Here is a 26,591-nt window from a genome sequence, read left to right as displayed (position 1 = left end):
CGGTGTCATCCGGCGGCGGCGGGGGTTAGAATCCTGACAGCACCGGAATTATAGGTTTCGACACTAGGGTGTCAACGATTGCCGCGAGTTGGGCCCGAATCGTCGCACTTGCCCTTCAATTCCATTATCGACCGATGACCGACACCTTCCGCTGCCTCGTTGTACGAAAATCGGCCGCGGGCGCCGTAAGCCGCGGGATCGAACCGCTTTCGATCGGCGACCTGCCGCCGGGCGACGTACTGATTCGGGTCGAGTGGTCGTCGCTCAACTATAAGGACGCGCTCTCGGCGACCGGCCATCCGGGCGTGACTAAGAGCTTTCCGCACGTGCCAGGGATCGACGCTGCCGGCACCGTGGTCGAAAGCAGCGCGGAGCGATTTCGTGCCGGCGATAAGGTGCTGGTGACTGGCTTCGATTTCGGCGCGGGCCGCTGGGGCGGGTACGCCGAGTTGGCCCGAGTGCCGGCGGATTGGCTCGTTGCGCTTCCCGCCGGGCTCACCGCGCGCCAGAGCATGATCTACGGCACGGCCGGGTTCACCGCCGGGATGAGCCTCGCGGCGCTCGAGCATCACGAAGTGCGGCCGTCGGCCGGGCCAATCCTCGTCACGGGCGCGAGCGGCGGCGTGGGGACGATGGCCGTCGCGCTCTTGGCAAAGGCCGGCCATGACGTCGAGGCCGCCACCGGCAAGGAATCAGCTCGCGAGCTGCTCGCGCGGCTCGGGGCCAAGCGCATCTTGACGCGCGAAGAGGTAAGCGACACTTCACCGCGCCCGCTGCTCAGCCCTCGCTGGGCCGGCGCGATCGACACGGTCGGCGGCGGAATCCTGGCGACCGCGCTGCGCTCGGTGCGCCCCGGCGGCTGCGTGACCGCTTGCGGGTTGACGGCGGGGACCGATCTGCCGACGACCGTCTATCCGTTCATCCTGCGCGGGATCCAGTTGATCGGAATCGAGTCGTCCTATTATCCCATGGCCAAACGGATCGCCCTCTGGTCGAAGCTCGCGGGACCTTGGAAGCCGAACGATCTGGAACGAATCGTGAGCCGGACCGTCGGTCTCGACGAATTGGAAGGGCCAATCCAAGCGATCCTGAAGGGACAAGTCACCGGCCGCGTGGTTGTGAAGCTGTAATCCCGTGTACGAAACCTTCGAGCATACCGCCGATTTGGGTTTACGTGTTCGGGCTGCTGATCTCGATGCACTCTTTGCCGAGGCCGGGCGAGGGCTGTTTTCGCTCATGATCGCGAACCTGGAAGATGTTCGCGCTGTCGAAGAGGTCTCGCTGGGGGTGATCGGCGCGGAATTGGATTATCTACTCTTCGACTGGCTCAACGAATTGCTGTTTATCTTCGAAACACGCCGGCTGGTGCTGGTAGAATTCCAGGTGCGGGTCGCCGAAAGCAGCGTGCAAGCCACCGCCCGAGGTGAACCTTTCGATCCGGCCCGCCATCACGCGGAACACGAAGTGAAGGCGATCACGTATCATGAATTGAAGGTGGCGCAAGAGCCCGACGGCACTTGGCTAGCGGAAGTGATTGTGGATATTTGAGTCGTTCGGTCGCGCTCCCATGCGGGTCGCGGCCAAACAGTTTTGTACTTCGTACTTCATACTTCGTACTTCACAGTTCCGTTCCATGGCTAAAGGCGCATACAGCGGTCCGCTTGAGCGCGTCAGCGAAACCTGCTGGCGGATTCCCAAGTCGTACAAGGCCGGGATGCGCGTCGATGGTCTGATCTTCGCCGACGACGAATTGATCGACGCGATCAAGAACGATCAGGCCCCCGAGCAAGTCGCCAATGTCGCGTTTCTGCCGGGCATTCAATACGCCAGCCTAGCCATGCCCGACATCCACTGGGGCTATGGGTTTTGCATCGGCGGCGTTTGCGCGACCGATGCGCGGGAAGGGGGCGTGATTTCACCGGGAGGCGTCGGCTACGATATTAACTGCGGCGTGCGCCTGATGCGCTCGAATCTGATGCTCGACGACGTCAAGCCGCAGTTGAAGACGCTCGTCGAGGAGTTGTTCCGCCAGGTGCCGGCCGGCGTCGGCCGTGGAGGAAAATACCGCTTCAATCCCAAGGAACTTCGCAATCTGATGGCGGCGGGGCCGAGCTATCTGGCCGACCGCAATCTGGCCGTCGAGCGCGACATCGAATACACCGAAGCCCGCGGCCGGCTCGACGGCGCGGACCCGACGCTCGTCAGCAATCGCGCGCTGATGCGCGGCGCCGATCAATGCGGCACGCTCGGATCGGGCAATCATTTTCTCGAAGTGCAAGTGGTCGAGGCGGTGTTCGACGACGAGGCCGCTCGCGCATTCGGTCTGACGCTCGGCATGGTCTGCGTGATGATCCATTCCGGATCGCGCGGGCTGGGATATCAGGTGTGCGACGACGCGCTGCACGCGTTGCGCCGCGTGCCGGAGAAATACGGCATCGAATTGCCCGACCGGCAGCTCGTTTGCGCTCCGATCGATAGCCCCGAGGGGAAAGATTATCTAGGAGCGATGCGGGCGGCGGCGAACTTCGCTTGGTGCAACCGGCAGCTCCTGATGTGGCAGGCTCGCGAGTGTTTTCAGACGGTGTTCGGCCGCACCTGGCAAGAGTTACAGATGAACCTCGTTTATGACGTGGCTCACAACATCGCCAAATTCGAAGAGCATATGATCGGCGGCGATCGCCGCAAGCTCTGGGTCCATCGCAAAGGAGCGACGCGGGCGTTTCCGCCGGGCCATCCGGAAGTGCCGTCCCAGTATCGCCAGATCGGCCAGCCCGTGATCATCCCCGGCGACATGGGTCGGGCGAGTTGGGTGCTCGTGGGGCAAGAGGGGAGCATGACGCAAACGTTTGGCACCGCCTGTCATGGCGCCGGCCGAATGATGAGCCGCACCGCCGCCGTCAAGCATGCCCAAGGGCGGCGGATCGACCGCGAATTGGAAGCCCGCGGCGTCATCGCCCGAGCCCATAGCTGGCGCGGCCTGGCCGAAGAACAGCCCGACGCCTACAAGAACGTCGATCTGGTGGTCGAGGTCGTCCACAAAGCGAACCTCGCCAAGAAAGTTGCCCGGATGAGGCCGATTGGGGTGATCAAGGGGTAGCGGGAAAATGACGAATGTCGAAGTAAGGTAGGGTGCGTCAAGCTCCTGCGCAGACACACCGAGCAGCACCGTGAACGCGGCGCTTGCTGGCGGTTCCGGTGCGTCTGCGCGGACTTGACGCACCCTACACCGGTTCAATTCTGAGTTCATGTTCGCGCATGAAAGCGACCGCTTCTTCTCGCGTCAAGACGCTCTCCGTTGCACTGATTGAGCGCACGCAACTGGCCCCCAGCGCCGCACCCCATTTTAGGCATCCAATTGTGTCCTCGCCGGCCAAGAGTCCGGCGACGTAGCCGGCGTCGAACGCATCGCCTGCTCCGGTGCCGCCGACGAATTCGGTCGGGTATGCGCCTGCGCGCACGCGACGATCATTGCTCACTAGCAGCGTGCCGCGTTCGCCTTGCGTGATGACGACAGTGCCGGCCCCCGCGTCGCGGAATCGCGCGGCCTGGTCGAGCGGATCGGCAAGAGCGGTGATCAGAGCCGCCTCGTCTTCATTCGGCAAGAAGACGTCGGTCTCAGCCAGCAATGCTTCGAGCTTCGGCCAATGGTCGCCGGGACCGGGCACGACCACGTCGAGCACCGTTTTCACGCCGACGGCTCGGGCCCGACGAAATAGTTCGACGAGCGCTCCCGGCCGCTCGAGTGCCGGCATGAGCAGATAGCCCCCGACGTAGAACACCTTCGCCTGCCGCACGCGCTCCGGCGGAATGTGGCTGGCCTGCGTCACGGCATTGGCGCCGGCCGAATGGATGAAGCGGCGGTCCTCGCCGGCCACGTTGATGATGAGCGTGCCCGAAGTGTCGATGCCTTCGAGCATTCGCACGTCGCTGGTTTCGATGCCGTCGGCCGCGAGCCGATCGATCAAGAACTGGCCAAACGGATCGCGTCCGACGCAGCCGACCACCCCCACGCGCACGCCGACTCGCGCCAAATCGATCGCCACGTTCGCCGCGCAACCGCCGATCGCCAGCGGCAGTCGATCGCAAAGCACCAGCTCGCCGGCCCGCGGCAGCCGGGCGATCGGCGCCGAGAGATGATCGACCACCAGGATTCCGGCGCTGAGCACGGAGATCGGAGGTCTTGAGTTCGCCTCGCCTCTTGCGTCGGGACGGCCCTCGTCGGAGGTCGGAGAGTCGGTGTCGCGGTTCATATGGTAATCACTGCCGCTATGGAAGCTCGGTTCCGTCGAGTTCTTTGTCGTGATTGATGCGGCAGTCGAGCTTCGTCAAGCATTGTACGGCATCAAGATTTCATCCGGATGCAATCCGGCGATGGAATTGAATCCGCCGTCGGCAATTTGCTCGCCGAGCGATGTGATTTGACGAAAGTAGCGGTCGCTCGGGCTTTGATGCGTGAGTTTGCGAGTCAGGTCCTGGCAGAGACAATCGGCCGCGCTGCGGACCAGCTCGTCTTCGCGCCGGCTCGCGAAAAGGCTTGTGCATAGGATCACCACCGCGTCCTGAATCTGCTGCGATAGGTGCGACATGCGGCATTGCCGATCGGCCAACGCAAGCTGATGCTTCCGCATCACGCCGTCGATCACCAGCGGCGATTTCTGCAAGAAGCGGGCGGCGAACTCGGCATGGGCCTTCAGCGCCGCGGGCATCGGCGGGAATTCCGGCGTGACAGCTCGCCGCAAATGCTCGGCGGCGAGCCATTTCAGATAGGGCCCAATCACGCCGCGCAGCGCCCAGGCATGCGCTGGATTGACCGGATTCGGTTTCTTAATCTTCGCCGCGGCGAGCGCCTTGCCGATCGGCTCGAAGAACCGCGTGCCGTGATGCTTCACGAGCGATTTGAAAAATGCCATCCCGAGCATTTCTCCTTCCCCTTCATAAATGCACGGGGCGAGATACTCGTGTACGTTGTCGCCGAACATGTGCCCGACGAGGAACGACCGGCCTCCGTGCGTCTTCATGAACAGCTCGATGGCCGCTTCCATCTGGGCTTCGCTGCCGAAGATCTTGGCGATGATGCACTCCATCTCGCCGCGATAGCCCGCATCGATCAGCCCGGCGCACCAGGCAACGAGCGCGTCGCAGGCCACGATCAGCCCGGCCAATCGCCCGAGCCGGCGGCGGACGAGTTCTCGATTGGCGATTGGCTCGCCGTAGGTTTTGCGGAACTTTGCCCAGGGCAACATGCTGGCCATCATTAGCCGCATCGTGCCGGCCGCGTTGGCGCAGAGCGCGACCCGGCCCAGATTCAGCCCGTGATAAGCGATCGTCAGCCCGTCGCCGCGCGGCGGAGTGAGCAAATTCGCCGCGGGAACGCGGAAATCCTTGAATACGATGCCGTAGTTGTGCGCTTGCTTGAGAGCGTAAAGTCCGTAGCGGCGAAGCTGGAAATGCACGTCTTCTTGCTTGGGCAAATCGACGATCAGCACAGCCGGGCGACCATCGATCAAGCACACTAGCCCGATCGTCCGGCCGGGCAGCACGTTGGTGATGAATAACTTCTCGCCGTTGACGATGAACTCGTCGCCGTCGCGCTCGGCTCGCGTGCGCAGCGCGGTGAGATCGGAGCCGGCGCCGGGTTCCGTGAGAGCGAAGGCCGAGAGGCTCTCGCCGCTGGCCAACAGCGGCAGGAAGCGGCCCTTCTGCTCGGGAGTGCCAAACGTGCGGACTGGATCGACCGCCCCGATGCAACCATGAACGGAGGCCAAGCCGGCGACGGTCGGATCGATCAACGCCATCCGCGTCAGAAACGGGGCGAAGGCGGCGAACGGCGCTCCCGAGCCGCCATGCTCGCGGTCCACCAACAGGCCCCAATAGCCAGCGGTCCCCAGATCATCGAGCAACGATTGGCTCAGCTTGCGGTTTTCATCCAGCAGCGTTCCGGCCTGCCGATGCCGGCGCACCACGTCGAGCGAACACGTCATCACGCGCTCGACTTCAGGCGGCGCCGTCGTCGACTGTGAGACGAACAGTTCGACCGGCAGCCCTCGATCCCAGACGGCCCGATGCACGGGGCTGCTCGTCGTCTGAAACCGCGCGGCGAACATGGCCTCGACCTGTTCGTCCGCCTTGTCGATCGCCCCCGTCCGCCGCGCCTCTTCGTCGCTCTTGCCCCCCATCCGCAGCGCCGTCTCGGCGAACGAGGCGCCGTCGTTGCCATCTGAGACTTGCGATTTTAGATCTGAGATTTGGGAGTCCGACGACGTCTTGGTCATGCGCGTGGCCTTCTTTTTGAGCGAATGCTTTCTTTGCAAGCAAATTATATCGCACCCGCGACCGACGTGATGCCTGAACGACACGATCTGAGCGGAGCCGCCATGGCCGCAACTTTCGCGATCAACTCAGTCCTCTAAAACCTGCAGTCCTCTCAAAAAGACAATCATCGACAGGATTACAGGATTTTGCAGGATTGATAAGAGGAGGCTAGAAGAATTCGCCGGCTGTCAGAATGGCAGAGGACGCTGGGTTAATCGCGGTCTCGGCAGCCCGAAGCGTTCAAATCCGAATGGCCAGTTTCAGTTTAATCATTTGTGATCCAAGAAGTTACGAGCGCCAATCGGCGCTGGCGCGCGGATTGCTTCCCTGTCCGGCCGCGAAGTCTTCCAGTGCGCCCTTTGGCAGCCGCTGGAGGGCTAAATCGCGTATCCGAGCGATTGCCGGCCGCCGCCGTGCTCGGATTCATTCCGAAAACTGATCTCTCACGACGAATTCTCCTGGAGGCGAACCAATCATGTCCACGGCGACGAAGAGCAAACCTCAAACTCATTCCAAGAAGTCCAACCTCAAGCTGCAGCCGCTCGGCGACCGCGTGGTGGTCGAACGCGAAGAATCAGAAGGTCGCACCGCCGGTGGCATCGTGCTCCCAGACACCGCTAAGGACAAGCCTGCCCGCGGAGTCGTCGTTAGCGTCGGCGACGGGAAGCTGCTCGACGACGGCAAGCGGCACCCATTGCAAGTCAAGCCGGGCAACCGCGTGATCTTTTCCAGCTACGCCGGCGAGCAATTCAAAATCGGCGAGCAAGAGCTGCTCCTGATGCGCGAAGAAGACATCCTCGCCGTCATCGAGTAGGGCACGCTCTGCGTGCCGCCAAGTCGGGAGCGCCTTGCGTGTCGCGAGTCTCGCAACAACAAACTACTGACAACAATCCACTGACAACTTTTCAGGAGCACATTCCCCATGGCAAAGATGATTGCTTTCGATCAGGAAGCTCGCGACGCGATGCGTCGGGGCGTTTCCAAATTGGCCCGGGCCGTGAAGGTCACGCTCGGTCCCAAAGGGCGGAACGTCATTCTTCAGAAGAGCTTCGGCTCGCCGACCGTAACCAAAGACGGCGTGACCGTCGCCAAGGAAATTGATCTCGAAGACGTTTACGAAAACATGGGCGCCCGGATGGTGCGCGAAGTGGCCTCGAAGACGAGCGACGTCGCCGGCGACGGCACCACCACCGCCACCGTCCTCGCCGAAGCGATTTTCAACGAAGGGCTGCGGGCGGTCGTGGCCGGCGTAAACCCCGTGCAGATGAAGCAGGGGATCGAGCGGGCCGTCAGCGACATCACCGACAAGCTCAAGAAGATGTCGATCGCCATCAAGAGCAAGAAGGAAATGGCCCAGGTCGCCTCCGTGGCCGCCAACAACGACACGGAAATCGGCGAGCTGCTGGCCGAGGCGATGGAGAAGGTCGGCAAGGACGGCGTGATCACGGTCGATGAAGGGAAAAGCCTCAAGACCGAGGTCGAGTGGGTCGAAGGCATGCAGTTCGACCGCGGCTATCTCTCGCCATACTTCGTCACCAATCCGCAAACGATGGAGTGCGTGCTCGAAGATTGCTACGTGCTCGTCTACGAGAAGAAGATCTCGAACGTCAAGGAACTCGTGCCGTTGCTCGAATCGGTGGTGAACTCGGGCAAGCCGCTGTTGATCGTGGCCGAGGACATTGAAGGAGAAGCGCTCGCCACGCTGGTGATCAACCGGCTCCGCGGCACGTTCCAGGTTTGCGCCGTCAAGGCCCCTGGCTACGGCGACCGACGCAAGGCGATGCTCGAAGACATCGGCATCCTGACCGGCGGCACCCCGGTGTTCGAGAGCCTGGGGATCAAGCTCGAAAACCTGACCTCGGCCGATCTGGGCCGAGCGAAAAAGGTGATCATCGACAAGGACAACACGACGATCATCGAAGGGGCCGGCAAATCGACCGACATCAAGTCCCGCATCGAGCAAATCCGCCGCGAGATCAGCAATTCGACGAGCGACTACGACAAAGAGAAGCTCGAAGAGCGGCTGGCCAAGCTCGCCGGCGGCGTGGCGAAGATCAACGTCGGCGCCGCGACCGAAAGCGAGATGAAGGAAAGGAAAGCCCGCGTCGAAGACGCCCTGCACGCCACACGTGCGGCCGTCGAAGAAGGCATTCTCCCCGGCGGCGGCGTTGCTCTGTTGAGAGCGACTTCCGCGCTCAAGTCGGAAGGGCTTTCGCACGATGAATCGATCGGCTTCAATATCGTCACCCGAGCCTGCCGCTCGCCGCTGACGATGATCGCCTCGAACGCGGGCCAGGACGGCAGCATCGTTTGCGAGAAGGTGCTCGACGGCAAGGGGAACTTCGGCTACAACGCCGCGACCAACGTCTTCGAAGACCTGGTCAAGGCGGGCGTGATCGACCCCACCAAAGTCACCCGCACCGCCCTGCAAAACGCCTCCAGCGTCGCCATCCTACTCCTCACCAGTGACGCCCTAATCGCCGACAAGCCCAAGGCCGAAGGCAAGAAGGCAGGCGGCGGCGCTGGGCATGGCGGGGATTACGACATGTATTGAGAGCGTGGCAACTGACAAGCCGGTGACGTAAGTCACCGGAGGCGGCTCGTAAGGAATTCATGGCCCGCCGATCCATAACGGATCGGCGGGCCGTTTTCATTGTTGGGGCCATCGGGACCAAAGCTGCAATCAGAGATTGCCGAATTCCCCAGGTGCCTCGAGCTGATGCTGGTAAGGAAAGATTGCGGGGTTAAGACCGTCGCTTTCGGAGCCGAGCATCGGTTTCTATAATCAGAACTAATGACCGTCTGGATCGCGTAAATTGGTTTCAATGGCATATGAACCGCGAGATACTGACCTTCCCAATCGACACGGATCAAATGTATGACGAGCTTGCGTACTTCGTTGAGCACTTTCGCAAGCTCGGGTACGAGTACCGCGAAACACTTTTTGGTTCTTTTTGGGGAAGCGACTATTACGCCACTTCAGATTGGCAGCCGGTGAGAATTCCGCTTGCCGATCTTATGGCGGAAGTGCATCGTGTTGAGTCTGCTGGTATGGGCCATTTCGGGCGGGAAGATCTCTTCATTAAGATTCCGCCGCTCGCGATCGAGTTTCGCTTCTGCAACGACTCCGATATTCACATATCCTTTGAGTCGCCGTGCGAAATCACCGAGTTCTTCTACCAACGCTGGAAGGCGCATGGGTTCTCTCCGGCGGAGTGGTCAAGGACTGATGAAGGCATGCCGCATGAACGGCTTCGAATCAATTGAGAGAAGACGTGCGAATTCCAAATCTCTGACCGAGATTAATCCCTTGCAGTTCGGAATGCGCGGCGCGCATCGCCTGCGAACGCGGCCACTGATCGCGGGTTCTACGGCCTAAATACCTCGAATTGAATTATCGCAATACAATGTTATAATCAGAAAGCCGATCGCGCCGGTCGATGAAACAGATCATCTGGAACGATGAGGCCGGCGGCAATGTCGAGCACATCGAGGAACACGGGCTGACGACTGCGGATTTCGAGCTAGTTCTGGAGGATTACGCGAGCCGCAGCGTAAGTAGATCATCGGGCTTGCCTTGCGTGTTCGGTCTTACCGATGACGGGCGCTACATCGTCGTGGTTTTTGAAGAGGTCGATGAGGATTCCGTTTACCTGGTGACCGCATACGAAGTGCCCGAGCCGTAGGAGATACAACGATGGCGAAGAAAGGCTTTCGACAGATCGTGCGTCCTGCGACCGACGAGGAGAAGCGGCGGCATGCAGTAATTCGCGAGAAGATCGTGAGGGAAATCCCGCCCGCCGCGGGAGCGGGGCGCAAACCGTCTCCGCCAGGCATTCCGTCGCAGATACGGGCCGCTCGCGAGGCCCGAGGGCTGATTTGGTACGCCGCCGCAAAAGCAGCGGGAATCCCCAATCCCAATACGGTGCGCGACATAGAATATGGCCGCGATGCGACACTGGCGAGCGTTCAGGCCCTGGCGACGGCCTTGGGATTGAAGCTGGAGCTTACGGAGGTCAAGACTTGATCCGCAGGTTGCGCAGATTTTCGCGGATTGAAAGGCAATATACTTCTGACCGTAGAGAAAATCGTCGTAATTAATCTGCGGAAATCTGCGCAATCTGCAGATCACTGAATGCGCGGCGCCGATCTTAGCGCGGAACACCGGCAGGCGGCTGCCGCGAGGCGATCATCACGCGCGGCGGGCCATAGGGATTTTGGCGCAATTCGGTAAGTTGCTCCAGGAGAATTCGCCGCACTTCCAGCACGCTGAGCGGATGGCGGTGCAGTTCGGAGTGGTCGGCCGCGACTTCTATTTCCGAGGCCACGTCGTCCAAGTGCGCGCTTTCGTAGGGCACCACTCCGTCGCCGTCGCCACTCACGCGGCCGAGCAAGTCGTGATGCGGCAGCCGGCCGACGATGTTGTGATACGCGACCCACGGCGCTCGCGGCGCCGTGAGCATCAGCGGCAGGATCGGCGAGCGCGGCGAAAGCGAATCGATGCTCGTAGTGACGTCGATGAGCGCGAGCTTGCCGAAATAGTCGGGATTGTCGCGCCGCAGTTGTTGCTCGTTCTGCACGAGTGCCTTGGGGAGCGAAATCAGCTTTCGGCCGAGCCATTGCGTGGTGTCGTTGGAAAAGCTGCTGCCGCGATGCGGCGTGCCGATCGTGATCACGCGGCGGATCGACGGATTGGGGTTGAAGAAATACGTGTTCGCCAGCGAATCGCGCACGGGCGTCTCGGTCTTGACCAATTGGAACGGCTTGTCGCTGTTGAGACGCCAGAATTCATCGCCGCTGTCGAGCGTTTGCAACCAGGCCACGAGCCCGCCCATGCTGTGCCCGACAAGCACCATCTGGTCGAGCGCCGGGGCCTGCCGCTGCGGGTCGAGCGTGGCGCGCATCGTGGCCAACGTCTGGCGCAGCTCGGCGGCCGTCTGCCAGAACGGCTGTCCGGTCGGATAACAATAGAACCAGAATTGATAGTTAGCTCGCAGCTCCGGCTGCCCGCGAAGATCGTTGAACATTTCCATCCAGGTGATCGGGCTGGACCACAGACCGTGGATCATCAGCACGGGAATCTTGTACGACTGGTACGGCTCGATCATGTAGAGACCGGTCTTGGCGTCCTTCGAGTCGGGTCGGAGCAGGCCGAGCGTCGATTGGTCGAGTTGTTGGAACGACTTATCGTCGAGGCAATAGGCCAGCGGCGTGCTGAGGTCGGTCTCCAGCGGTACGCGGCGCTCGCCGCAGGCGACCTCAGTCGACGTCAGCGGATCGTAAAGCTCGAGCACGGCGCGATGGTGCTTCGCCGAACCTCCGTCTCCCGACACGACGTCCGGCTCGATCCGCAGGAATGCCGTCATCGGATAGGCCAGCCCAGGCGCGTAGTACGGATCGGCCGGATCGTTATGCGCGACCCCCTTCCGGACGACGATCAACGGCACGCCGAGTCCGTAGGTGTGATAGTGGTTGACCAGTCCCTTGATTTCATAGTCGGAAACGAACTTGACGCTGCCGAAATCTTCGTCGGGCCAATGGCTGTTGCGCACCACGGTTTGCAATTCCCAAACCTGACCGGCCAAATTCGTGGTGTGGGAAGCGCCCGGCTGCAAGCCGCCTCGATCGCGGGCGATCCGCAGCGCCGCTTCGAGCGCGCCGTTATAGACCTCGCAAGCGCGGCGGAATTCGGGATCATACGGATTCCGCTGCTGGGTAAATTGCGGATCGAACAGAAATTTGTACGCGTGGGCCACCGCGGCAGCGTAAAGATCGAGCGCCTCGCTGGGGTCCTTGTTCTTCTGCAATTTCGCGCCGCCGACGTAGGCCAGCTCGGCGATCGCATAGATGCTGTCGGGGCTTGGCTCACGATCGACGATCGTTTGCACCTTCTCGATCAGCTTGTGCGGATCGCCGTTCAGCTCGTCGGTCAAACCGTAACCGCGAAGGAATTGCATGGTGCGATCGCTCGGCTGCGGGCCGCTGCGAGAGAAGAGCGATAGCGATTCGGCCAGCGGATTATGCGGCGCGCCTCGCAACGTGACAAAGCTCGACTGCGCACAGCCGCAAGTAAGCAACAGCGCATGCAACAACGCCGCGGTCGCGGGCAACCGGATCGAGCCGGAAATGAACGAAAATGATCGGAAATGAGTGCCTCGGTCCCAGGCTCTGCCTGGGACCACGCTGCTCGGCAGGCTCTGCCGGCCGGAATTGCGAGCGACCGACGCCGCGATGGTGCTGCATGCGAGGCAGAGCCTCGCGAACAGCGCGTTCCCAGGCGGAGCCTGGGAACGAGGGCGCAGTGTCGATTCGCGATTGTTCACGATCATTTCCGGCCGAATGTCTCGCCTTCTGCAAACTGCGGACAATAAAAGCGATCGCCGAACTGGTCAATGTTGATTTCACAGGCTGGGCAATATGGCAATATGGCGCGGTTGGTAGTAGCTCGGCACTTCCCGGCGGCGCGCTGGCACGCTAGCATCGGAGCATGAGCGATCATCTCAATCCGGCGCAGCGCGAGGCGGTCAACACGCTCTCGGGCCCACTGCTCGTTCTGGCCGGGGCAGGGAGCGGCAAGACGCGCGTCGTCACCCATCGCATTGCCGAGTTGATCCGACACGGCACTCCCCCCGAACGAATCCTGGCAGTCACGTTCACGAACAAAGCGGCGGCCGAGATGCAGCAGAGGGCGGCCGCGCTGTTGGGAAAACGGCTCCCGCAGCGGCCTGAGATTTCGACCTTTCACTCGCTCTGCGTTCGCGTGCTGCGGCGGCAGATTCAGCAGCTCGACTATCCGCAGCAGTTCACGATTTGCGACCGGCATGAGCAGGAGAGCATCGCCCGAGCCGTGCTCCGCGAGATCAGCGTGCCGAACGAATCACTGCGCCCGGGGGACTTACTGTACTTCATCGGGCGCTGGAAGACGGCTTCCGTCGATCCACAGCAAGCCTCCAGCCTGGCCCAGACCGACAAAGAGCATCTCGCCGCGGCCGCCTATCGGCGTTATCAAAAGACGCTCAAAGCCCGCGGGGCCGTCGATTTCGACGACCTCTTGGTGCTCACACAGGAAATCTTCGCTCGCTTTCCCGCGGCGCGCAAAGCCGAGGCCGCGCGGTTCAGCCAATTGCTCATCGACGAGTATCAGGACACCAACGAGAATCAGTACCGCATCGTGAAGGCGCTGGCCGCCGAGCACCGCAATCTGTGCGTCGTCGGTGACGACGATCAATCGATCTACGGCTGGCGCGGCGCCGAAGTGGCGCACATCCTGCGCTTCAAGCACGATTGGCCCGAGGCGAAGGTCGTCCGCCTGGAAGACAACTATCGCTCGACCGCCGAGATTCTTGGGCTCGCCAACAAGCTGATCCTGTTCAATCGAACGCGGCACGAGAAGGTCCTCCGCGCCGCGCGACCCGGGGGCGAAAAGCCTCGCATCCTCCAGTGCCAGGACGAAACCGACGAAGCCCGGCAGGTCGTGGCCGATTTGCAAAGCCGGCTCCGCGCGCCGGGCGCTCAGCCCCGCGATTTCGCGATCCTGTTCCGCACGAACGAACAGCCCCGGCCGTTCGAGATGGAGCTGCGCCGCGTCGGGTTGCCGTATGTGCTGGTGGGGGGCATGTCGTTTTACGATCGCAAAGAGGTCCGCGACATCGTGGCTTATCTCAAGTTGCTCGTCGCGCCGCACGACGAAAGCGCGCTGTTGCGTGTGGTCAACAATCCGCCGCGCGGCATCGGGCAGGCGACAGTCACGGCGCTTTTGGCGCAAGCCGTGAGGGCGAGCAAGCCGCTGTGGGAGGTGCTGCGAGGGGGGAGGGATGAGGGGCGAGGGACGAGGGATGAGGAAGGGGCCGGAGGCCAGAGGCCAGAGGCCAGAGAAGTGACGAACGACCTTTCGGCCGCGGAAAAATCGAAAGTGAATCCGGCCACCGCGGATGCGATACGGAAGTTTCAGGCGATGATCTTGAGGTATCAGGAGCAATTGAAGCACGACGCGCCGGTGGAGGTCGCTTCCGCGCTGATTCAGGAGATCGGCTATCGCCGCGAGTTGGCTCGGGTTTACAAGGATCCGGATGAGGAGCAATCGCGGTGGGCGGCGGTCGAGGAGGTGGTCAACGCGCTGGGCCGTTATCAACAGCGCTCGAAGCGGCCCCGCCTGGCCGAATTCCTCGACGAGATCGCGCTGGGCGATCGGGAGGATGCCGACGAGAAGGAGTCGCAGCTCGCCCGCAACGCCATCGCGCTGATGACATTGCACAGCGCCAAGGGCTTGGAGTTCCCGCAGGTCTTTCTAGTGGGCCTGGAAGAGGGCTTGCTGCCGCACCATCGGGCCGTGACCGACGGCGGCGCGGCGATCGAAGAAGAGCGGCGACTCTGCTACGTCGGCATCACCCGCGCACAAGACCGTTTGACCCTTTCACTCGCGCTGGGCCGCATGAAATGGGGCAAAAGCCGCCCCACCGACCCCAGCCGCTTCCTCTTCGAACTCACCGGCCAGGCGGAGGACAGAGGCCGGAAGCCGGAGGCCAGGGGTCGAGGAAAGCAGAACGGAGTCCACGAGGCCCTCACTTCGGGGAACCGAAGTCGCCAAAGGAGCAAATGACAAACGGCGAGCGATTCGCTCTCGAATCTTTCATGTGACGGCGTTGAATCGAAAGAAGTGATGATGTCCAGATCGGATATCGAGCCTGGTGAAGTCCCTGATGGGGCCGATTGGCAGGATGCGCTTCAGAAAGGTCTCGGGCGAGCACTTCGGTGGGCGAAGAACGGTAAAGGTAGGGATGAAACGATTCTCCTCAATGCGTGCCTGACCGACTTGCGATACGACAAACAGTGCGAAGATGCGCGCGGCTCTTGGTTGTGGCAAATTATGGAAGCCAGCGCCGTTGTCGACAGATTTCGGGAACCGATTCTCAAATCCTTGCAATCGGTCGATTACGAGGTTAACGCTCAACAGCTTTGCCAATTCTGCGTTTTCTACGCTATGAATGGCGACGACAGATTTCGTCATCGCCTGCAGGAGATAGTTGCTGAAAAACCATTGCCGGATTGCCCATGGCTTGGTGAAGAGGAATTAATCGAACTCGACGCGGAAGCAGGATTTCTTTTCGTTGCCAGAGCCAGAGGCGAGCGCCTGCTCAATCGAGAATGGGATTTGGATGATATGGCTATGATGGATTCCGCCATCGAGCAGCTTGGCGAGTCGAAAGCCGTCGAGCTTCTTGCTCGTGAAGCGGAAGCGTCGCCAGAAGTTCGTTGTTTTCTTGAGAGATGGCGGACGTACGCGGAGACGACGGTACGCGAGCCGAGACAGGCCCATGCTGATCGAATGCGCCGTATTACGTTGAGCGAAATCGTGCGAACCGCGGAAAACGCGCAGAAAGGCGCCGGCCATTTTCGAGGCTGGGGAATGTACGCCAGGCAAGACGACCTGAAAGCAGTTCTGGATCGCTTGTTCAACAGCCATGCCCCGGGCGTGATCATAAACTATCTGCATGTCTTCTCTAACCGCCCTCTGCCGCAATTCGATGAGCGGTTGCTGGGGCTCTTGGAGCATGAAGACGAACGAGTACGGAGGCGAGCATATTCGACAGTTGCACAGAATGCGCACTCTTCAATTCGCAAGTTCGCACTGGACCATTTGCAAACACCCGCTGGTGAACCGAAGTCCCTAGCGCTCTTGATTAGAAACTTTCGACCGGGCGATGAGGACATACTGCTCGCGAATCTACGCATTCCTGACGATCCAGTCGAGCGCCACTGGTTCTTAATGGACCTCCTAGAGATTCTCGAACAAAATCCCGCTGCCCGACCTGGCGCGCTAGCGTTGCAGTCTTTCAGATGGACTCCATGCGGTACATGCCGGTACCGAGCAGCCAAGCTTCTCATCGCTCGAAGCGTTGCGCCAAAATGGCTCACCGATGAGTGTCAATACGATTCTGTCGTAGACACGCGGCAACTCGTTAAGATTGGAAGCTGATGGGCATCGAGGTGATGTTTTGAGGCGCGGAGCAGTCGCTCGTGTGCGATGCCACCGCAGATTCGATCGAGCCTGGTTGGTATTGAGCGCCATGCTAAGTCTCAAGTCGAGCACCTCGCCGCGGTGGTTTGAGCAGGTTGCGGGGTATTTGGATTTGCTGCTGATCGATCATGCGCATTGCGAGAAGAAGGCGGCCGGGACGGCCTTGAACCTGATCTTCGCCTATGTCGATCGCGTGGAACTCTGCCGCGAGCTGTCGGCGATCGTCACTGAGGAACTCGAACATTTCCGAATGGTGCTCGATTTGCTCGTCAGCCGCGGGATTCGATTTCGCCGCTTGACGCCGAGCAGCTACGGTCGGCAGCTCAATGAACTCGTCTCGAAGCAGGAGCCGCGGAAGGCCGTCGATCGGCTGCTGGTTGCCGGACTGATCGAGGCCCGCTCGTGCGAACGCTTCGGCCTGCTCCGCGAGCGGCTATCCGATCGAACGCTCGCGGCATTCTACGACAATCTCTTCGAGAGCGAGGCGCGGCATCATAGCACCTACGTTCGGCTGGCCAAGCTCTTCGGATCGGATGAACTCGTTCATGAGCGGCTCGAAGAACTCGCCGCGGCGGAGGCCGAGATCGTCGCCCACGGCGACGATGAGCCGCGGATGCATAGCTAGAGAAAATGGCGAAGTTCTAACCGGCCGTCGGCTTGACCGTGCGAACCTCCGTGGAGTTCACCTCGGCGCCGGCGAAAACGCGCAGGGATACGTCGCCCGATTTGCCAGCCACGGCCGCTTGGAATTCGCGGGGAGTGCGCACTGAAGCGCCGCCGGCTTGCGTGACATACATGCCCACTTGGAGCTGCGCGGCGGCGGCGGGGCTGTCTTTTTCCACCTCCGTAATCACCACGCAGCCTTCGGGGCTAATGCGATCGTACGGCAAGCGGCGCGTGTCGCTGGGCAGCGCCGTGGCGTAATCGACTCGCAGCCCGCGCCACGCCGGCGAGGGAGCGGTCACGACCTTGACCCCACGCACCGGGTATTTCGCCAGCTCGACGTGAATCTTTTGCTCCCGATCGTCGCGGCGCACGGTCAATTGCACCTGCGACTCGACCGGTAGCCGCCCGACCTCGAGCATCAATCCATCGGCGTCGAAGATCGACTGATCGTTCACATGGGTGACGATGTCGGTCCGGTGCAATCCGGCGCGTTCGGCCGGCGATCCCCCTTGCACGATTTCCACTCGCGCTCCGTGCGCCCCCTTGGCAAGCTCGGAATCCTTGAGGTTTTCCAGCGTCACCCCGAGATAGCCGTATTCAACCTCGCGCCCTTCCTTGAGCGCATCGACGACGCGGCGAAACGTGTCGTCGACCGGCACCGCGTAGCCGGCGGCCTGCTCGTAGCCGGCGGTGGCGGCGAGCGACGTGGTCAGTCCAATCATCTCACCGCGGAGATTCACGAGCGCCCCGCCGCTGGTGCCCAGATTCAGCTTGGCGTCCGTCTGGATCAGAGTGCCGAAATGATAGAGCTTATCCTTGCCGGTCGGACTGTATTGGTTGGGATCGTCGGGTGGCGCCTTGCGTGAAAGATTCGAGACAATGCCCCAACTGGCGCTCACTTGCCCGTCACGAGCGATTGAAAACGGGTTGCCCAGGGCGATGACGATCTGCCCCTTCTTCAAACCGGTCGCATCTCCGAAACGAATCGGTGTGAGGTTGTCGGCGTCGATCTCGAGAATCGCCAGGTCGCTGCGCGGATCGGCCGCCTTGATGTGGGCGGCATAAACTCGGCGGTCGGGCGTTGTGACATAGTGTTGGCTCTTCAATCGCAGCACGTGGTAATAGGTCAAAATCAGGCCGTGACGGTCGACGATCACGCCCGTGGCATACGCATCCGGAATGAAATCGGGATCGCCGGGCGAGCGCGGCGCCTGCACCTGCGGCAGCCCGGCCTCCAATCCACCGCCAGCCGGCCCGCGGCTAATCGTCACACGGCTCTGTGCCGCAGGATCGTCGACATCGGCCCGCGCGATCGCCACGACCGATTTCTCTGATCCGGCAATCGCATCGACCAGAGCGCCCTCAATGGCCGCGGCAGCTTGCAGGCCGTTCGGTTCTTGAGCCCAAAGGGGTTTCGGCATCAGCGCGATTACGGCGGCGAGCAACGCCACAAACGACGCGCGGGTCAACTTCGTTGTCGCCATTCGTTCACCGCTGTGCGGAGGTCGGGAAGCGGGCGGTCAGACTCGAGATCGCTCCGGGCTTCGCATTCTTCATCCTGTCACTCGGTCGCCGCACCGTCGCCCTCCGTGTCTGCCGCCGGCGCCGCGGCGATCGCCGCCGGCGCGCCGGATTCCATGATCTTGGTTCGCAGCTCTTCGGTCAGCTCGGGATGCTCGCGGAGATACGCCCGCACGCGCTCGCGACCCTGGCCAAGTTGAAGATCGCCATAGCGGAACCATGTGCCGGACCGCACGACGATCTTCTGCACCATCGCCAGATCGAGCACGTCTCCTTCGTAACTGATGCCATCGGAATGCATCATGTCAAATTCGGCGACTCGGAACGGCGGCGCGACCTTGTTTTTGACCACCTTCGCCCGCACCCGCTGCCCGACCACTTCCTCCCCTTCCTTGAGCTGGCCGATCCGGCGCACGTCGATCCGGCAGGAGCTATAGAACTTAAGCGCCCGGCCGCCGGGGGTGGTTTCCGGACTGCCGAACATCACTCCGATCTTCTCGCGAATCTGGTTGATGAAGATCACGCAGGTCTTGCTCTTCGAGATCGCGCCGGTCAGCTTGCGCATCGCCTGGCTCATCAGCCGGGCCTGCAAGCCGACGTGCGAATCGCCCATGTCGCCATCCAGTTCCTTCTGCGGAACGAGCGCCGCCACCGAGTCGATGACGATCACGTCCACGGCGTTCGAGCGGATCAGCATTTCGGTGATGTGCATCGCCTCTTCACCGCTGCCGGGCTGGCTCACGAGCAGCGTTTCCAACTCCACACCCAGCTTCTTGGCCCAGCTTGGATCGAGGGCGTGCTCGGCATCGATGAAGGCGGCGATTCCGTCTGCCTTCTGCGCCCGCGCGATGACGTGCAGGGCGAGCGTGGTCTTGCCGCTCGATTCAGGGCCGAAGATCTCGATGATCCGCCCCTTGGGCACGCCGACGCCGCCGAGCGCCATGTCGAGTGAGAGGCTGCCGGTGGGGATTCCCGCGATCGGTCCGTTCATGCCGGTTCCCAGCGGCATGATCGAGCCTTCGCCGTATTGCTTTTCGATCTGCGCCACCGCGTTCTTGAGCGCCGGATTCTCTTCCATCAGCGTCTCGCCGGCCTGGTGCGGATCGTGTTTCGTGGACGACTTGCCGGGAACGGTCTCTTTTTTGGCCATGCGATTGTTCGTTTTCGTGGCGGTTACCATGGTCACAGTCCTTTTGGCTCGAGATCTCGAAAAGCCGGCGGAAACGAGCGCGAAAATCGCCAATCCGTCGCGGCCGAGTTACTGAACTCCTGAACAGTATATCGGCGGTCTTTTGAGTTAGCAAGAGAACTATGCGGGATTTTTTTTGGGGTGGTACGGGATCGTTCAAGTTCAGGTAAAACTGGCTAGATCGGCGACATCACGCTGGCGCTCAGCTTAGGGTCATCGGGCAGCCGCAATTCTACCAAATCCGCTCCCGATGCCGAGTAGACGCTGACTCCTCATACGAGAAATCCAAAACGGATGAAGAGGAGCAAACAGAGGGAACGGAGAGACCGGCAAGTCGCGAATCAAACTCTCTGTTTCCTCCGGTTCTTTTGAAGGACGACCACCATCGATTCATGTCGGCCGGGCGAAAAAACGCCAAAAAATTTTCCGCGTGTTTAGAGTGCGTTAGCGCGGCGTCAACGAAGCTCCAAATCGTCCGGAAAAACGAGCGCGAATCCGCCCTGGCGACCTTGAGACCGCGCGGCGGGCCGTGCTAGCATCCGCCGCCCGAAACCCCCTCCCTGCAAGGCCTTAGAACCCGATTTTGGACTCCTGTTGACGAGGAGGAGAAAGTTTGTAAACTAGCCCCTCACGCTGTATGTTGTGGTATTGTGAGCATCGACCACAACCTGTTGAGTTCTGCTAGCACAAACGACACAATTTGCCACCAATGGGTGGAACGATCGCACGGGGCCGGATTCCTGGCCTCCAAAAGCCTTATAATCTTGTGTGGCGGGTGCCGAAAGGGACTTTGGTTTAGTATACTGAAGTATACTATCGAACGGATGCTCAGGATTCTTTTCCAGAAGGAGCTGAACAATGGCCCGAGCCGAACTCGGTAGCATGAAAAACCCCATTTCCAAGACCAGTGGTTCGCGTCGCCATTCTGCCCGGCGCCGCCCGGAAGGCCTGGCCGTCGAGCCGGTCTTTTGCCCAACCGATATTGCCGATCCGTTCGACACCGTCGAGTGGGACCAGCGCACCGCGGCGATCAAGGACGAATCGGGGGGCGTGCTCTTCGAGCAGACCAATTGCGAGATCCCCAAGTCTTGGAGCCAGTTGGCCACGAACGTGGTGGTCAGCAAATACTTCTATGGCGAGATCAACACGCCGCAGCGCGAGAATAGCGTCCGCCAGATCATCCATCGCGTCAGTCGCACGATCGCCGATTGGGGGCTGCAAGACGGCTACTTCGCCAGCGCCGAAGACGGCGAGAATTTCTACCGCGACTTGACTTGGCTCTGCCTGCACCAGCACGGGGCGTTCAACAGCCCGGTCTGGTTCAACGTCGGCCTCTATCATCAATACGGCGTCAAAGGGGCGCAATGCAATTGGCACTGGGACCCGGTGGCCGAGACGGTCAACCAACCGGAGAACCCGTACGAATACCCGCAAGGCTCCGCCTGCTTCATTCAGAGCGTCAGAGACGACATGGAAGACATCATGGAACTCGCCCGCAGCGAGGCCATGCTGTTCAAGTTCGGCTCGGGCACGGGGACCGATCTCAGCACGCTGCGCTCGCATCGCGAGAAGCTCTCGGGGGGCGGCAGGCCGAGCGGCCCGCTTTCGTTCATGCGCGTCTACGATCAGATCGCCGCGGTCGTGAAGAGCGGCGGCAAGACGCGCCGCGCCGCCAAGATGCAATCGCTCAAGGTCGGCCATCCCGACATCATGGAGTTCATCGAGTGCAAGGCCAAAGAGGAGAAGAAGGCGCTGGTGCTGATCGAGAAGGGAGGCTACGAGGCCAACTTCAACGGCGAGGCCTACAGCTCGATCATGTTCCAGAACGCGAACCTCTCGGTGCGCGTCACCGACGAGTTCATGCAGGCCGTCACCGAAGACAAGCCCTGGGTCACGCATTGGGTCACGAACCCGAACGAGGCCGGGCCATCGTGGCCGGCCCGTGAGATGCTCGGCCGAATGTCGGAATGCGCCTGGTCGTGCGGCGATCCTGGAGTGCAATACGATTCGACGATCAACCACTGGAACACCTGCCCGAACTCGGGGCGGATCAACGCCTCGAATCCTTGCTCGGAGTACATGTTCCTCGACGACACGGCCTGCAACCTGGCGAGCATCAACCTGATGAAGTTCCGCAATGAGGATGGCTCGTTCGACGTCGACCGGTTCCATCATGCGTGCCGCATCTACTTCATCGCCCAGGAAATCCTCGTCGATCATGCCAGCTATCCGACCAAGCGGATCGCCGAGAACAGCCATCGCTTCCGCCCGCTCGGGCTGGGTTATTCGAACCTCGGCAGCCTGATCATGGCCAGCGGCTTGCCGTATGATTCAGACGCCGCGCGCGGCCTTTGCGGGGCGATCACGGCCCTGCTGCACGGCGCCGCGAACCTCACCAGCAGCGAATTGGCCGCGGCGGTCGGGCCGTTCGATTCGTTCGAGATCAATCGCGATCCGATGCTGCACGTGATGCAGATGCACCGCGACGCGGTCGAGCGAATCGACGAAGCCTGCCCCGGCGATTTGAAGGAAGCGGCCCGCAGTCTGTGGGACGAAGTGCTCGACGCCGGGCGCGCCAGCGGCTTCCGCAACGCCCAGGCCACCGTGCTCGCCCCGACCGGCACCATCAGCTTCATGATGGATTGCGACACGACCGGGATCGAGCCGGACATCGCCCTGGTGAAGTACAAACAGCTTGCCGGCGGCGGCATGCTCAAGATCGTCAACCAAACGGTGCCGCTGGGGCTCAAGACCCTCGGGTACGACGAGCCGCAGATCGAGTCGATCCTGGCCTATATCGACAAGCACGACACGATCGAAGGCGCCCCGGAATTGCAGCCGGAGCACCTGCCCGTGTTCGACTGTGCCTTCCAACCGCGCAACGGCACCAGGTCGATCGGCTGGCGGGCGCATGTGCTGACGATGGCCGCGGCCCAACCGTTCCTTTCGGGGGCCATCTCGAAGACGGTGAACATGCCGCGCGACACGACCCCGGCCGACATCGCCAGCGCCTATCTCGAAGGCTGGCGGCTGGGCCTCAAGGCCCTGGCCATCTATCGCGACGGTTCGAAGGAGAGTCAACCGCTTTCCACTTCGAGCGAAGGGGATAAGGCGGCCGCCAAACAAGCCGCCGTCCCGCGCCGCGAGCACTTGCAGGACACTCGCAACTCGATCACGCACAAGTTCAGCGTGTCCGGGCACGAGGGCTACATCACGGTCGGCCTCTATGAAGACGGCCGGCCGGGCGAGCTGTTCATCACGATGGCCAAGGAGGGCAGCACGATCGGCGGGCTGATGGATTGCTTCGGCACGGCCGTCTCGATGAGCTGGCAATACGGGGTGCCGCTCGAAGTGTATGTGAACAAGTTCTCACACACCCGCTTCGAGCCGATGGGGCACACCAAGAACCCGGACATCCGGATCGCCAAGAGCATCGTCGACTACATCTTCCGCTGGCTGGGGATCACCTTCCTACCCGGCTTCCGCGAAGCGCAGCAAGGCCTTCTCGGCGACGAAGGCCCGACCGTGATCCCAAAGAGCGACGACGCGCCGATTGAAGACCAGCGCGGACTGCTTGGCGACGAACAACGAGCCGGGGTGGTCACACCCCGGACCAGTTCCAAGCCCGTAGGTCAGGCCCGCGGCCTGACAAAAGCGCCGGCAGCCAAGCATTCAACCGGACCGACAATCCAACGGAGCGCGCCAACTTCATCTCCCTCTCCCCTGGCGGGAGAGGGCCGGGGTGAGGGGGCAACCGCGCAAAAGCGCCCAGAAAAAAAGGCACGCTCGACTTCCCAGCCCCCAGCCCCCAGCCCCCAGTCCCCATCCCGCCCCGACGCGGCCCTCCTCGAGCGCGCCGGCGTGGCGATGAAAGTCGATCTCAACGGGGGCCACTTCTCGACGCAAAGCGAGCAATTCGCCAAATTCCAACTCGACGCCCCAAGCTGCGACAACTGCGGCTCGATCACAGTGCGCAGCGGCAACTGCTACCTCTGCTACAACTGCGGCAACAGCATGGGATGTTCGTAAGGAGGACGACGGCAAGCACAGGACCGCAGAATATGAGAGACTAAACGGACGAATACTGAGCGGCGTCGAATGCACATTCCCCGCGCTCAGCGCGAAATTAAACAATCGGGGGCGAGTGTCATGACTGAGCAGATCGGCGACTTCAGGGTCGTGGATAAATTGGGCGAAGGCGCCGCGGGCGAAGTTTTTCTTGCAACGCCGGTCGCGCCGAAGGCGTACGCTCGCCCTGGTGATCTCGTTGCAATCAAGCGCTACAAGCCTGAAATCCTTCAACAAGCGCGGCAGTTCGACAGAATAGAGCGCGAGTTCAAAGTTGGGTCGCAGTTTTCCCACCCGAATCTCGTGCGGATGCACGAATACGTGCCCGCCGGAACGTCCGATTCAGCGCCGTTCCTGGTGATGGAGTATGTCGACGGAATTCCGCTCGACAAATGGATTGAGCAATTCCACCCCGCTCCCCGGCGGTTGGTCATGCGGTTTGTCAGTCAATTGCTAAGCGCCGTCTCGCATCTTCATGACAACGGGGTTCGTCACCGTGATATCAAACCTGCAAACGCATTAGTGACGTCCAATTTCGACGTGAAGTTGATGGACCTGGGTGTTGTACAGATCCTCTCAGACTCGCGTCTGACGCCGGAGGAAAGTTTCATCGGGACGATCCGGAATTCATCCCCCGAGATGCTTTTTGGCCGCAGCTACGACGATCGGACTGATTTGTATTCCCTGGGAACCATTATTTATGCGCTACTGCACGGGGAGCAGGTATTCGCGGATGAGGGACAGTGGGCACGCCTCACCCGCTTGATCGAGACCGACAATCCGCGTTTTGATCCCGCTGTGAAGGCGACAGACGGCGTGTCCTCCATTCTCTTTGACGCGGCGCAGAAACTCTTGAACAAATTGCCGGAAAAGCGACCGGGTACGTGCGCGGACGTTCGGAGTCTTTTGGAGCGTGCGAACTCGGAACTCGCAAGCGTGGAACCTATTGAGCCGCTTCACGGGTACATCGCCACGGCATTAACCGGCTTGGACCCCGATTCTCGTGAAGCGATCATGTTCGTATCCAGTAAGATCGCCGAGACCGCCAAGGAGTACGGCCTTTACGTGTACCAGCCTCGGAAGGCTACCGATCCGCAGTTGAATAAAGGCGTTGATCCGCGCGTCGTCTATCGGCTTGACCGCGAGCGAGTTGTTGCCGCTGACTTACTCTTCGTGATCGCCAATCGACCGAGTTTCGGCGTTGGACAAGAAATCGAGATTGCGACAAGTCACAGCATTCCGACAATCCTCCTCGTGCGCGAGGATAGTAGCACGGTTTCGCGGATGGTGACGGGCAGTCCTGCGCACCTCCTCGACGATATCACGTACGCGACGCCAGAGGACCTGGAGCGCAAGCTGCGGAGGTCCCTAGGCGCCAATCTCGGTACGGTTCGGCGTTGGAAGACGCTCGTCCATGCTGGCGGCGCGGTACCGCTCGGACACCGTCTTACAACCTTGCGGACGAGAAAGGGGTACGGCTCGCCCGGCGATCTCGCGGATTCATTGGGCGTCTCGCCCCGACTGCTCGAGGCCATCGAAAAGGGGTATTATCAGAGCGCATCGATTGACCTGATCGAACGGATTGCCGTCGCCTTAGGCGCCTCGCTAAATGACCTTTTCGGCGACGAAATGCCCAAAGCCTCGCGTAATATGACGACACCGGACGCGAATTTAAAGCGACTCGAAAACACCGCAAAGAAGGCGGGTTGGAACGCGGACTCGTTCATCGATCTTCGTGACGACTATTTGCGGCAGTTAGCGGCGAGCGGCGAAGGGACGAATATCAGCGAAGACCAGTGGGTTGCACGCCACAGGGCGTTGGAGGCGCGCCACCTAAGAGAATCCGAAGAAAGAGGAGGACGCCGCCTACAGCTTTTTCCAGACGACGCCGACCGAAAATAAGAGGCCTGACGCCATGCTGAACGGCAGCCGAGATCAGCGATACTTCGACGTTCGGTTCTATAACCGCTTGCTCGACTCCGCCGCTGAACAGCGGAGCAAGAGCAAAGCGACTCAAGCCGAGGCGATGCGCCTCGTCAGACGAGAATTAATCGCCGCTGGGACGGACGCTCCGCCGACGGATTTGAAGCGACTGGCGAAGCACTTGGGCGTGCAACGCGTTGCGATCGTCCCGCTTGCAATGCGCGGCAGGCTAATGTTGTCGGGGAGCGACGTTGAAATAGAAATTAATGGCGATCTTGACGAGTGGAGTCGGCGCCACACGATTGCCCACGAGCTTGTCCATCTCGTGCTGGAGAAGGACCGTGTCGCTATGGCTCGCGCGGCCGGGAGCAACGTGAAAAAGCGGATCGCGCACGGCTTAATTGAGCAGCTTTGCGATCTCGGTGCGGACGAGATTCTTTTGCCGAGAGAATGGCTGGCTGAGAAACTAAAGCGTAGTCGTCCGTCGATGGATCTTGTCGTCCATATTTCGAATCATTTGGATCTTCCGGTGGATTTCGTTGCGACGAGAATCGTGAACTTAGGTCTGCAGCCGTGGCGAACAATTTGGTGCGGGCGCTCAAAACGTAAATCGTATTTGGTAAAGTCCGCGCCTGCATGGGACGAGCTTTTTCTCGCGGGCTTAGATATTCTTGACGCCGACGAATCGCCGGTGACGAAGTGCTGGGATCATAATGAGGTTGAGAAGGGAACCGTGGTCATTCGAATCCATGGGGAACTCCACGATTTTCCATCGCATTGCCTGAAAATCGCGCACGACAGCGTTTTCGGCATTCTGTATACGGGGAGCCGCTGACGAACCAAGAGGCCAATTGGCGAGGAAAACGGCGTCAGGAATAGCCAGTTAGCGCGCAA

The 26,591-nt window shown here is 61.0% G+C and carries 20 protein-coding genes; 15 read left to right on the top strand and 5 right to left on the bottom strand.

What is annotated here, in order from left to right:
* Positions 1 to 134 precede the first annotated feature (134 nt).
* From VGY55_04435 to VGY55_04425, 3 genes are all read left to right on the top strand, one after another.
* Positions 135 to 1,130 (top strand): oxidoreductase, encoded by a 996-nt coding sequence (locus VGY55_04435; GenBank protein HEV2969215.1) that lies wholly within the window; start codon positions 135 to 137, stop codon positions 1,128 to 1,130.
* A gap of 4 nt (positions 1,131 to 1,134) precedes the next feature.
* Positions 1,135 to 1,548, top strand: a complete 414-nt coding sequence (locus VGY55_04430; GenBank protein HEV2969214.1) for an archease — start codon at positions 1,135 to 1,137, stop codon at positions 1,546 to 1,548.
* A gap of 85 nt (positions 1,549 to 1,633) precedes the next feature.
* Positions 1,634 to 3,097, top strand: a complete 1,464-nt coding sequence (locus VGY55_04425) for an RtcB family protein (GenBank protein HEV2969213.1) — start codon at positions 1,634 to 1,636, stop codon at positions 3,095 to 3,097.
* Between the two features lie 124 nt (positions 3,098 to 3,221).
* Here the strand turns inward: VGY55_04425 and VGY55_04420 are convergent, their stop codons facing one another.
* Together VGY55_04420 and VGY55_04415 are read right to left on the bottom strand one after the other, a co-directional pair.
* The gene (locus VGY55_04420; protein HEV2969212.1) at positions 3,222 to 4,250 is read right to left on the bottom strand and encodes a carbohydrate kinase family protein; all 1,029 of its coding nucleotides are present in this window, start codon (positions 4,248 to 4,250) and stop codon (positions 3,222 to 3,224) included.
* Positions 4,251 to 4,325: 75 nt separating this feature from the next.
* A complete protein-coding gene (locus VGY55_04415) occupies positions 4,326 to 6,272 on the bottom strand; it encodes an acyl-CoA dehydrogenase family protein (GenBank protein ID HEV2969211.1) in 1,947 nt (648 codons plus the stop codon).
* A gap of 515 nt (positions 6,273 to 6,787) precedes the next feature.
* Here VGY55_04415 and VGY55_04410 point away from each other — a divergent pair.
* The 5 genes from VGY55_04410 to VGY55_04390 all read left to right on the top strand — a co-directional run bounded on the left by VGY55_04410 (position 6,788) and on the right by VGY55_04390 (position 10,339).
* Positions 6,788 to 7,126 carry a co-chaperone GroES gene (locus tag VGY55_04410; protein HEV2969210.1) on the top strand — a complete coding sequence of 113 codons (339 nt, stop codon included), beginning with the start codon at positions 6,788 to 6,790 and terminating at the stop codon, positions 7,124 to 7,126.
* Positions 7,127 to 7,234: 108 nt separating this feature from the next.
* The gene (gene groL, locus VGY55_04405) at positions 7,235 to 8,866 is read left to right on the top strand and encodes a chaperonin GroEL (GenBank protein ID HEV2969209.1); all 1,632 of its coding nucleotides are present in this window, start codon (positions 7,235 to 7,237) and stop codon (positions 8,864 to 8,866) included.
* Positions 8,867 to 9,144: 278 nt separating this feature from the next.
* The gene (locus VGY55_04400; protein ID HEV2969208.1) at positions 9,145 to 9,579 is read left to right on the top strand and encodes a hypothetical protein; all 435 of its coding nucleotides are present in this window, start codon (positions 9,145 to 9,147) and stop codon (positions 9,577 to 9,579) included.
* Positions 9,580 to 9,752: 173 nt separating this feature from the next.
* A complete protein-coding gene (locus VGY55_04395) occupies positions 9,753 to 9,998 on the top strand; it encodes a DUF4258 domain-containing protein (GenBank protein HEV2969207.1) in 246 nt (81 codons plus the stop codon).
* An 11-nt stretch (positions 9,999 to 10,009) separates the two neighbouring features.
* Complete coding sequence (locus VGY55_04390; GenBank protein HEV2969206.1) at positions 10,010 to 10,339, top strand: helix-turn-helix transcriptional regulator; 330 nt, start codon at positions 10,010 to 10,012, stop codon at positions 10,337 to 10,339.
* Between the two features lie 124 nt (positions 10,340 to 10,463).
* Here VGY55_04390 and VGY55_04385 read toward each other — a convergent pair whose 3' ends face one another.
* A complete protein-coding gene (locus VGY55_04385; protein ID HEV2969205.1) occupies positions 10,464 to 12,269 on the bottom strand; it encodes an alpha/beta fold hydrolase in 1,806 nt (601 codons plus the stop codon).
* Between VGY55_04385 and VGY55_04380 the strand changes: the two genes are divergently transcribed.
* The 4 genes from VGY55_04380 (at position 12,268) to VGY55_04365 (ending at position 16,955) form a co-directional block, all read left to right on the top strand.
* A complete protein-coding gene (locus VGY55_04380; GenBank protein ID HEV2969204.1) occupies positions 12,268 to 12,462 on the top strand; it encodes a hypothetical protein in 195 nt (64 codons plus the stop codon). The genes VGY55_04385 and VGY55_04380 overlap by 2 nt on opposite strands.
* A gap of 337 nt (positions 12,463 to 12,799) precedes the next feature.
* Entirely contained in the window at positions 12,800 to 14,911 is a 2,112-nt protein-coding gene (locus VGY55_04375) for a UvrD-helicase domain-containing protein (protein HEV2969203.1), read from the top strand.
* A 63-nt stretch (positions 14,912 to 14,974) separates the two neighbouring features.
* Complete coding sequence (locus VGY55_04370) at positions 14,975 to 16,288, top strand: hypothetical protein (GenBank protein HEV2969202.1); 1,314 nt, start codon at positions 14,975 to 14,977, stop codon at positions 16,286 to 16,288.
* 91 nt (positions 16,289 to 16,379) lie between these two features.
* Complete coding sequence (locus VGY55_04365) at positions 16,380 to 16,955, top strand: tRNA-(ms[2]io[6]A)-hydroxylase (protein HEV2969201.1); 576 nt, start codon at positions 16,380 to 16,382, stop codon at positions 16,953 to 16,955.
* Between the two features lie 16 nt (positions 16,956 to 16,971).
* On the opposite strand, the gene VGY55_04360 is transcribed toward VGY55_04365, so the two are convergent.
* Together VGY55_04360 and recA are read right to left on the bottom strand one after the other, a co-directional pair.
* Positions 16,972 to 18,480, bottom strand: a complete 1,509-nt coding sequence (locus VGY55_04360) for a trypsin-like peptidase domain-containing protein (GenBank protein HEV2969200.1) — start codon at positions 18,478 to 18,480, stop codon at positions 16,972 to 16,974.
* 77 nt (positions 18,481 to 18,557) lie between these two features.
* Positions 18,558 to 19,595, bottom strand: coding sequence for a recombinase RecA (gene recA, locus VGY55_04355; protein ID HEV2969199.1), 1,038 nt, complete (start codon positions 19,593 to 19,595; stop codon positions 18,558 to 18,560).
* A 969-nt stretch (positions 19,596 to 20,564) separates the two neighbouring features.
* On the opposite strand from recA, the gene VGY55_04350 reads away from it, so the two are divergent.
* The 3 genes from VGY55_04350 (at position 20,565) to VGY55_04340 (ending at position 26,532) form a co-directional block, all read left to right on the top strand.
* Entirely contained in the window at positions 20,565 to 23,735 is a 3,171-nt protein-coding gene (locus tag VGY55_04350; protein ID HEV2969198.1) for a vitamin B12-dependent ribonucleotide reductase, read from the top strand.
* A gap of 120 nt (positions 23,736 to 23,855) precedes the next feature.
* Complete coding sequence (locus VGY55_04345; GenBank protein ID HEV2969197.1) at positions 23,856 to 25,676, top strand: protein kinase; 1,821 nt, start codon at positions 23,856 to 23,858, stop codon at positions 25,674 to 25,676.
* A gap of 13 nt (positions 25,677 to 25,689) precedes the next feature.
* Positions 25,690 to 26,532, top strand: coding sequence for an ImmA/IrrE family metallo-endopeptidase (locus tag VGY55_04340; protein HEV2969196.1), 843 nt, complete (start codon positions 25,690 to 25,692; stop codon positions 26,530 to 26,532).
* Positions 26,533 to 26,591: the final 59 nt, after the last annotated feature.

It is taken from the genome of Pirellulales bacterium, assembly GCA_035939775.1.
In the GTDB taxonomy this organism is placed as follows: Bacteria; Planctomycetota; Planctomycetia; order Pirellulales; family DATAWG01; genus DASZFO01.
The sequence above is the reverse complement of the archived record's forward strand: the minus strand, read 5'-3'. Positions and strand labels throughout refer to the sequence as shown.

What these genes read in the sequence shown, in the direction of transcription:
- VGY55_04380 (HEV2969204.1), top strand. Translation starts at nt 12,268, where the DNA reads ATGGTGCGATCGCTCGGCTGCGGGCCGCTGCGAGAGAAGAGCGATAGC.
- VGY55_04400 (HEV2969208.1), top strand. Translation starts at nt 9,145, where the DNA reads ATGAACCGCGAGATACTGACCTTCCCAATCGACACGGATCAAATGTAT.
- VGY55_04385 (HEV2969205.1), bottom strand. Translation starts at nt 12,269, where the DNA reads ATGCAATTCCTTCGCGGTTACGGTTTGACCGACGAGCTGAACGGCGAT.
- VGY55_04395 (HEV2969207.1), top strand. Translation starts at nt 9,753, where the DNA reads ATGAAACAGATCATCTGGAACGATGAGGCCGGCGGCAATGTCGAGCAC.
- groL (HEV2969209.1), top strand. Translation starts at nt 7,235, where the DNA reads ATGGCAAAGATGATTGCTTTCGATCAGGAAGCTCGCGACGCGATGCGT.
- VGY55_04390 (HEV2969206.1), top strand. Translation starts at nt 10,010, where the DNA reads ATGGCGAAGAAAGGCTTTCGACAGATCGTGCGTCCTGCGACCGACGAG.
- recA (HEV2969199.1), bottom strand. Translation starts at nt 19,595, where the DNA reads ATGGAAGAGAATCCGGCGCTCAAGAACGCGGTGGCGCAGATCGAAAAG.
- VGY55_04435 (HEV2969215.1), top strand. Translation starts at nt 135, where the DNA reads ATGACCGACACCTTCCGCTGCCTCGTTGTACGAAAATCGGCCGCGGGC.
- VGY55_04415 (HEV2969211.1), bottom strand. Translation starts at nt 6,272, where the DNA reads ATGACCAAGACGTCGTCGGACTCCCAAATCTCAGATCTAAAATCGCAA.
- VGY55_04360 (HEV2969200.1), bottom strand. Translation starts at nt 18,480, where the DNA reads ATGGCGACAACGAAGTTGACCCGCGCGTCGTTTGTGGCGTTGCTCGCC.
- VGY55_04365 (HEV2969201.1), top strand. Translation starts at nt 16,380, where the DNA reads ATGCTAAGTCTCAAGTCGAGCACCTCGCCGCGGTGGTTTGAGCAGGTT.
- VGY55_04340 (HEV2969196.1), top strand. Translation starts at nt 25,690, where the DNA reads ATGCTGAACGGCAGCCGAGATCAGCGATACTTCGACGTTCGGTTCTAT.
- VGY55_04420 (HEV2969212.1), bottom strand. Translation starts at nt 4,250, where the DNA reads ATGAACCGCGACACCGACTCTCCGACCTCCGACGAGGGCCGTCCCGAC.
- VGY55_04425 (HEV2969213.1), top strand. Translation starts at nt 1,634, where the DNA reads ATGGCTAAAGGCGCATACAGCGGTCCGCTTGAGCGCGTCAGCGAAACC.
- VGY55_04370 (HEV2969202.1), top strand. Translation starts at nt 14,975, where the DNA reads ATGTCCAGATCGGATATCGAGCCTGGTGAAGTCCCTGATGGGGCCGAT.
- VGY55_04350 (HEV2969198.1), top strand. Translation starts at nt 20,565, where the DNA reads ATGGCCCGAGCCGAACTCGGTAGCATGAAAAACCCCATTTCCAAGACC.
- VGY55_04410 (HEV2969210.1), top strand. Translation starts at nt 6,788, where the DNA reads ATGTCCACGGCGACGAAGAGCAAACCTCAAACTCATTCCAAGAAGTCC.
- VGY55_04345 (HEV2969197.1), top strand. Translation starts at nt 23,856, where the DNA reads ATGACTGAGCAGATCGGCGACTTCAGGGTCGTGGATAAATTGGGCGAA.
- VGY55_04375 (HEV2969203.1), top strand. Translation starts at nt 12,800, where the DNA reads ATGAGCGATCATCTCAATCCGGCGCAGCGCGAGGCGGTCAACACGCTC.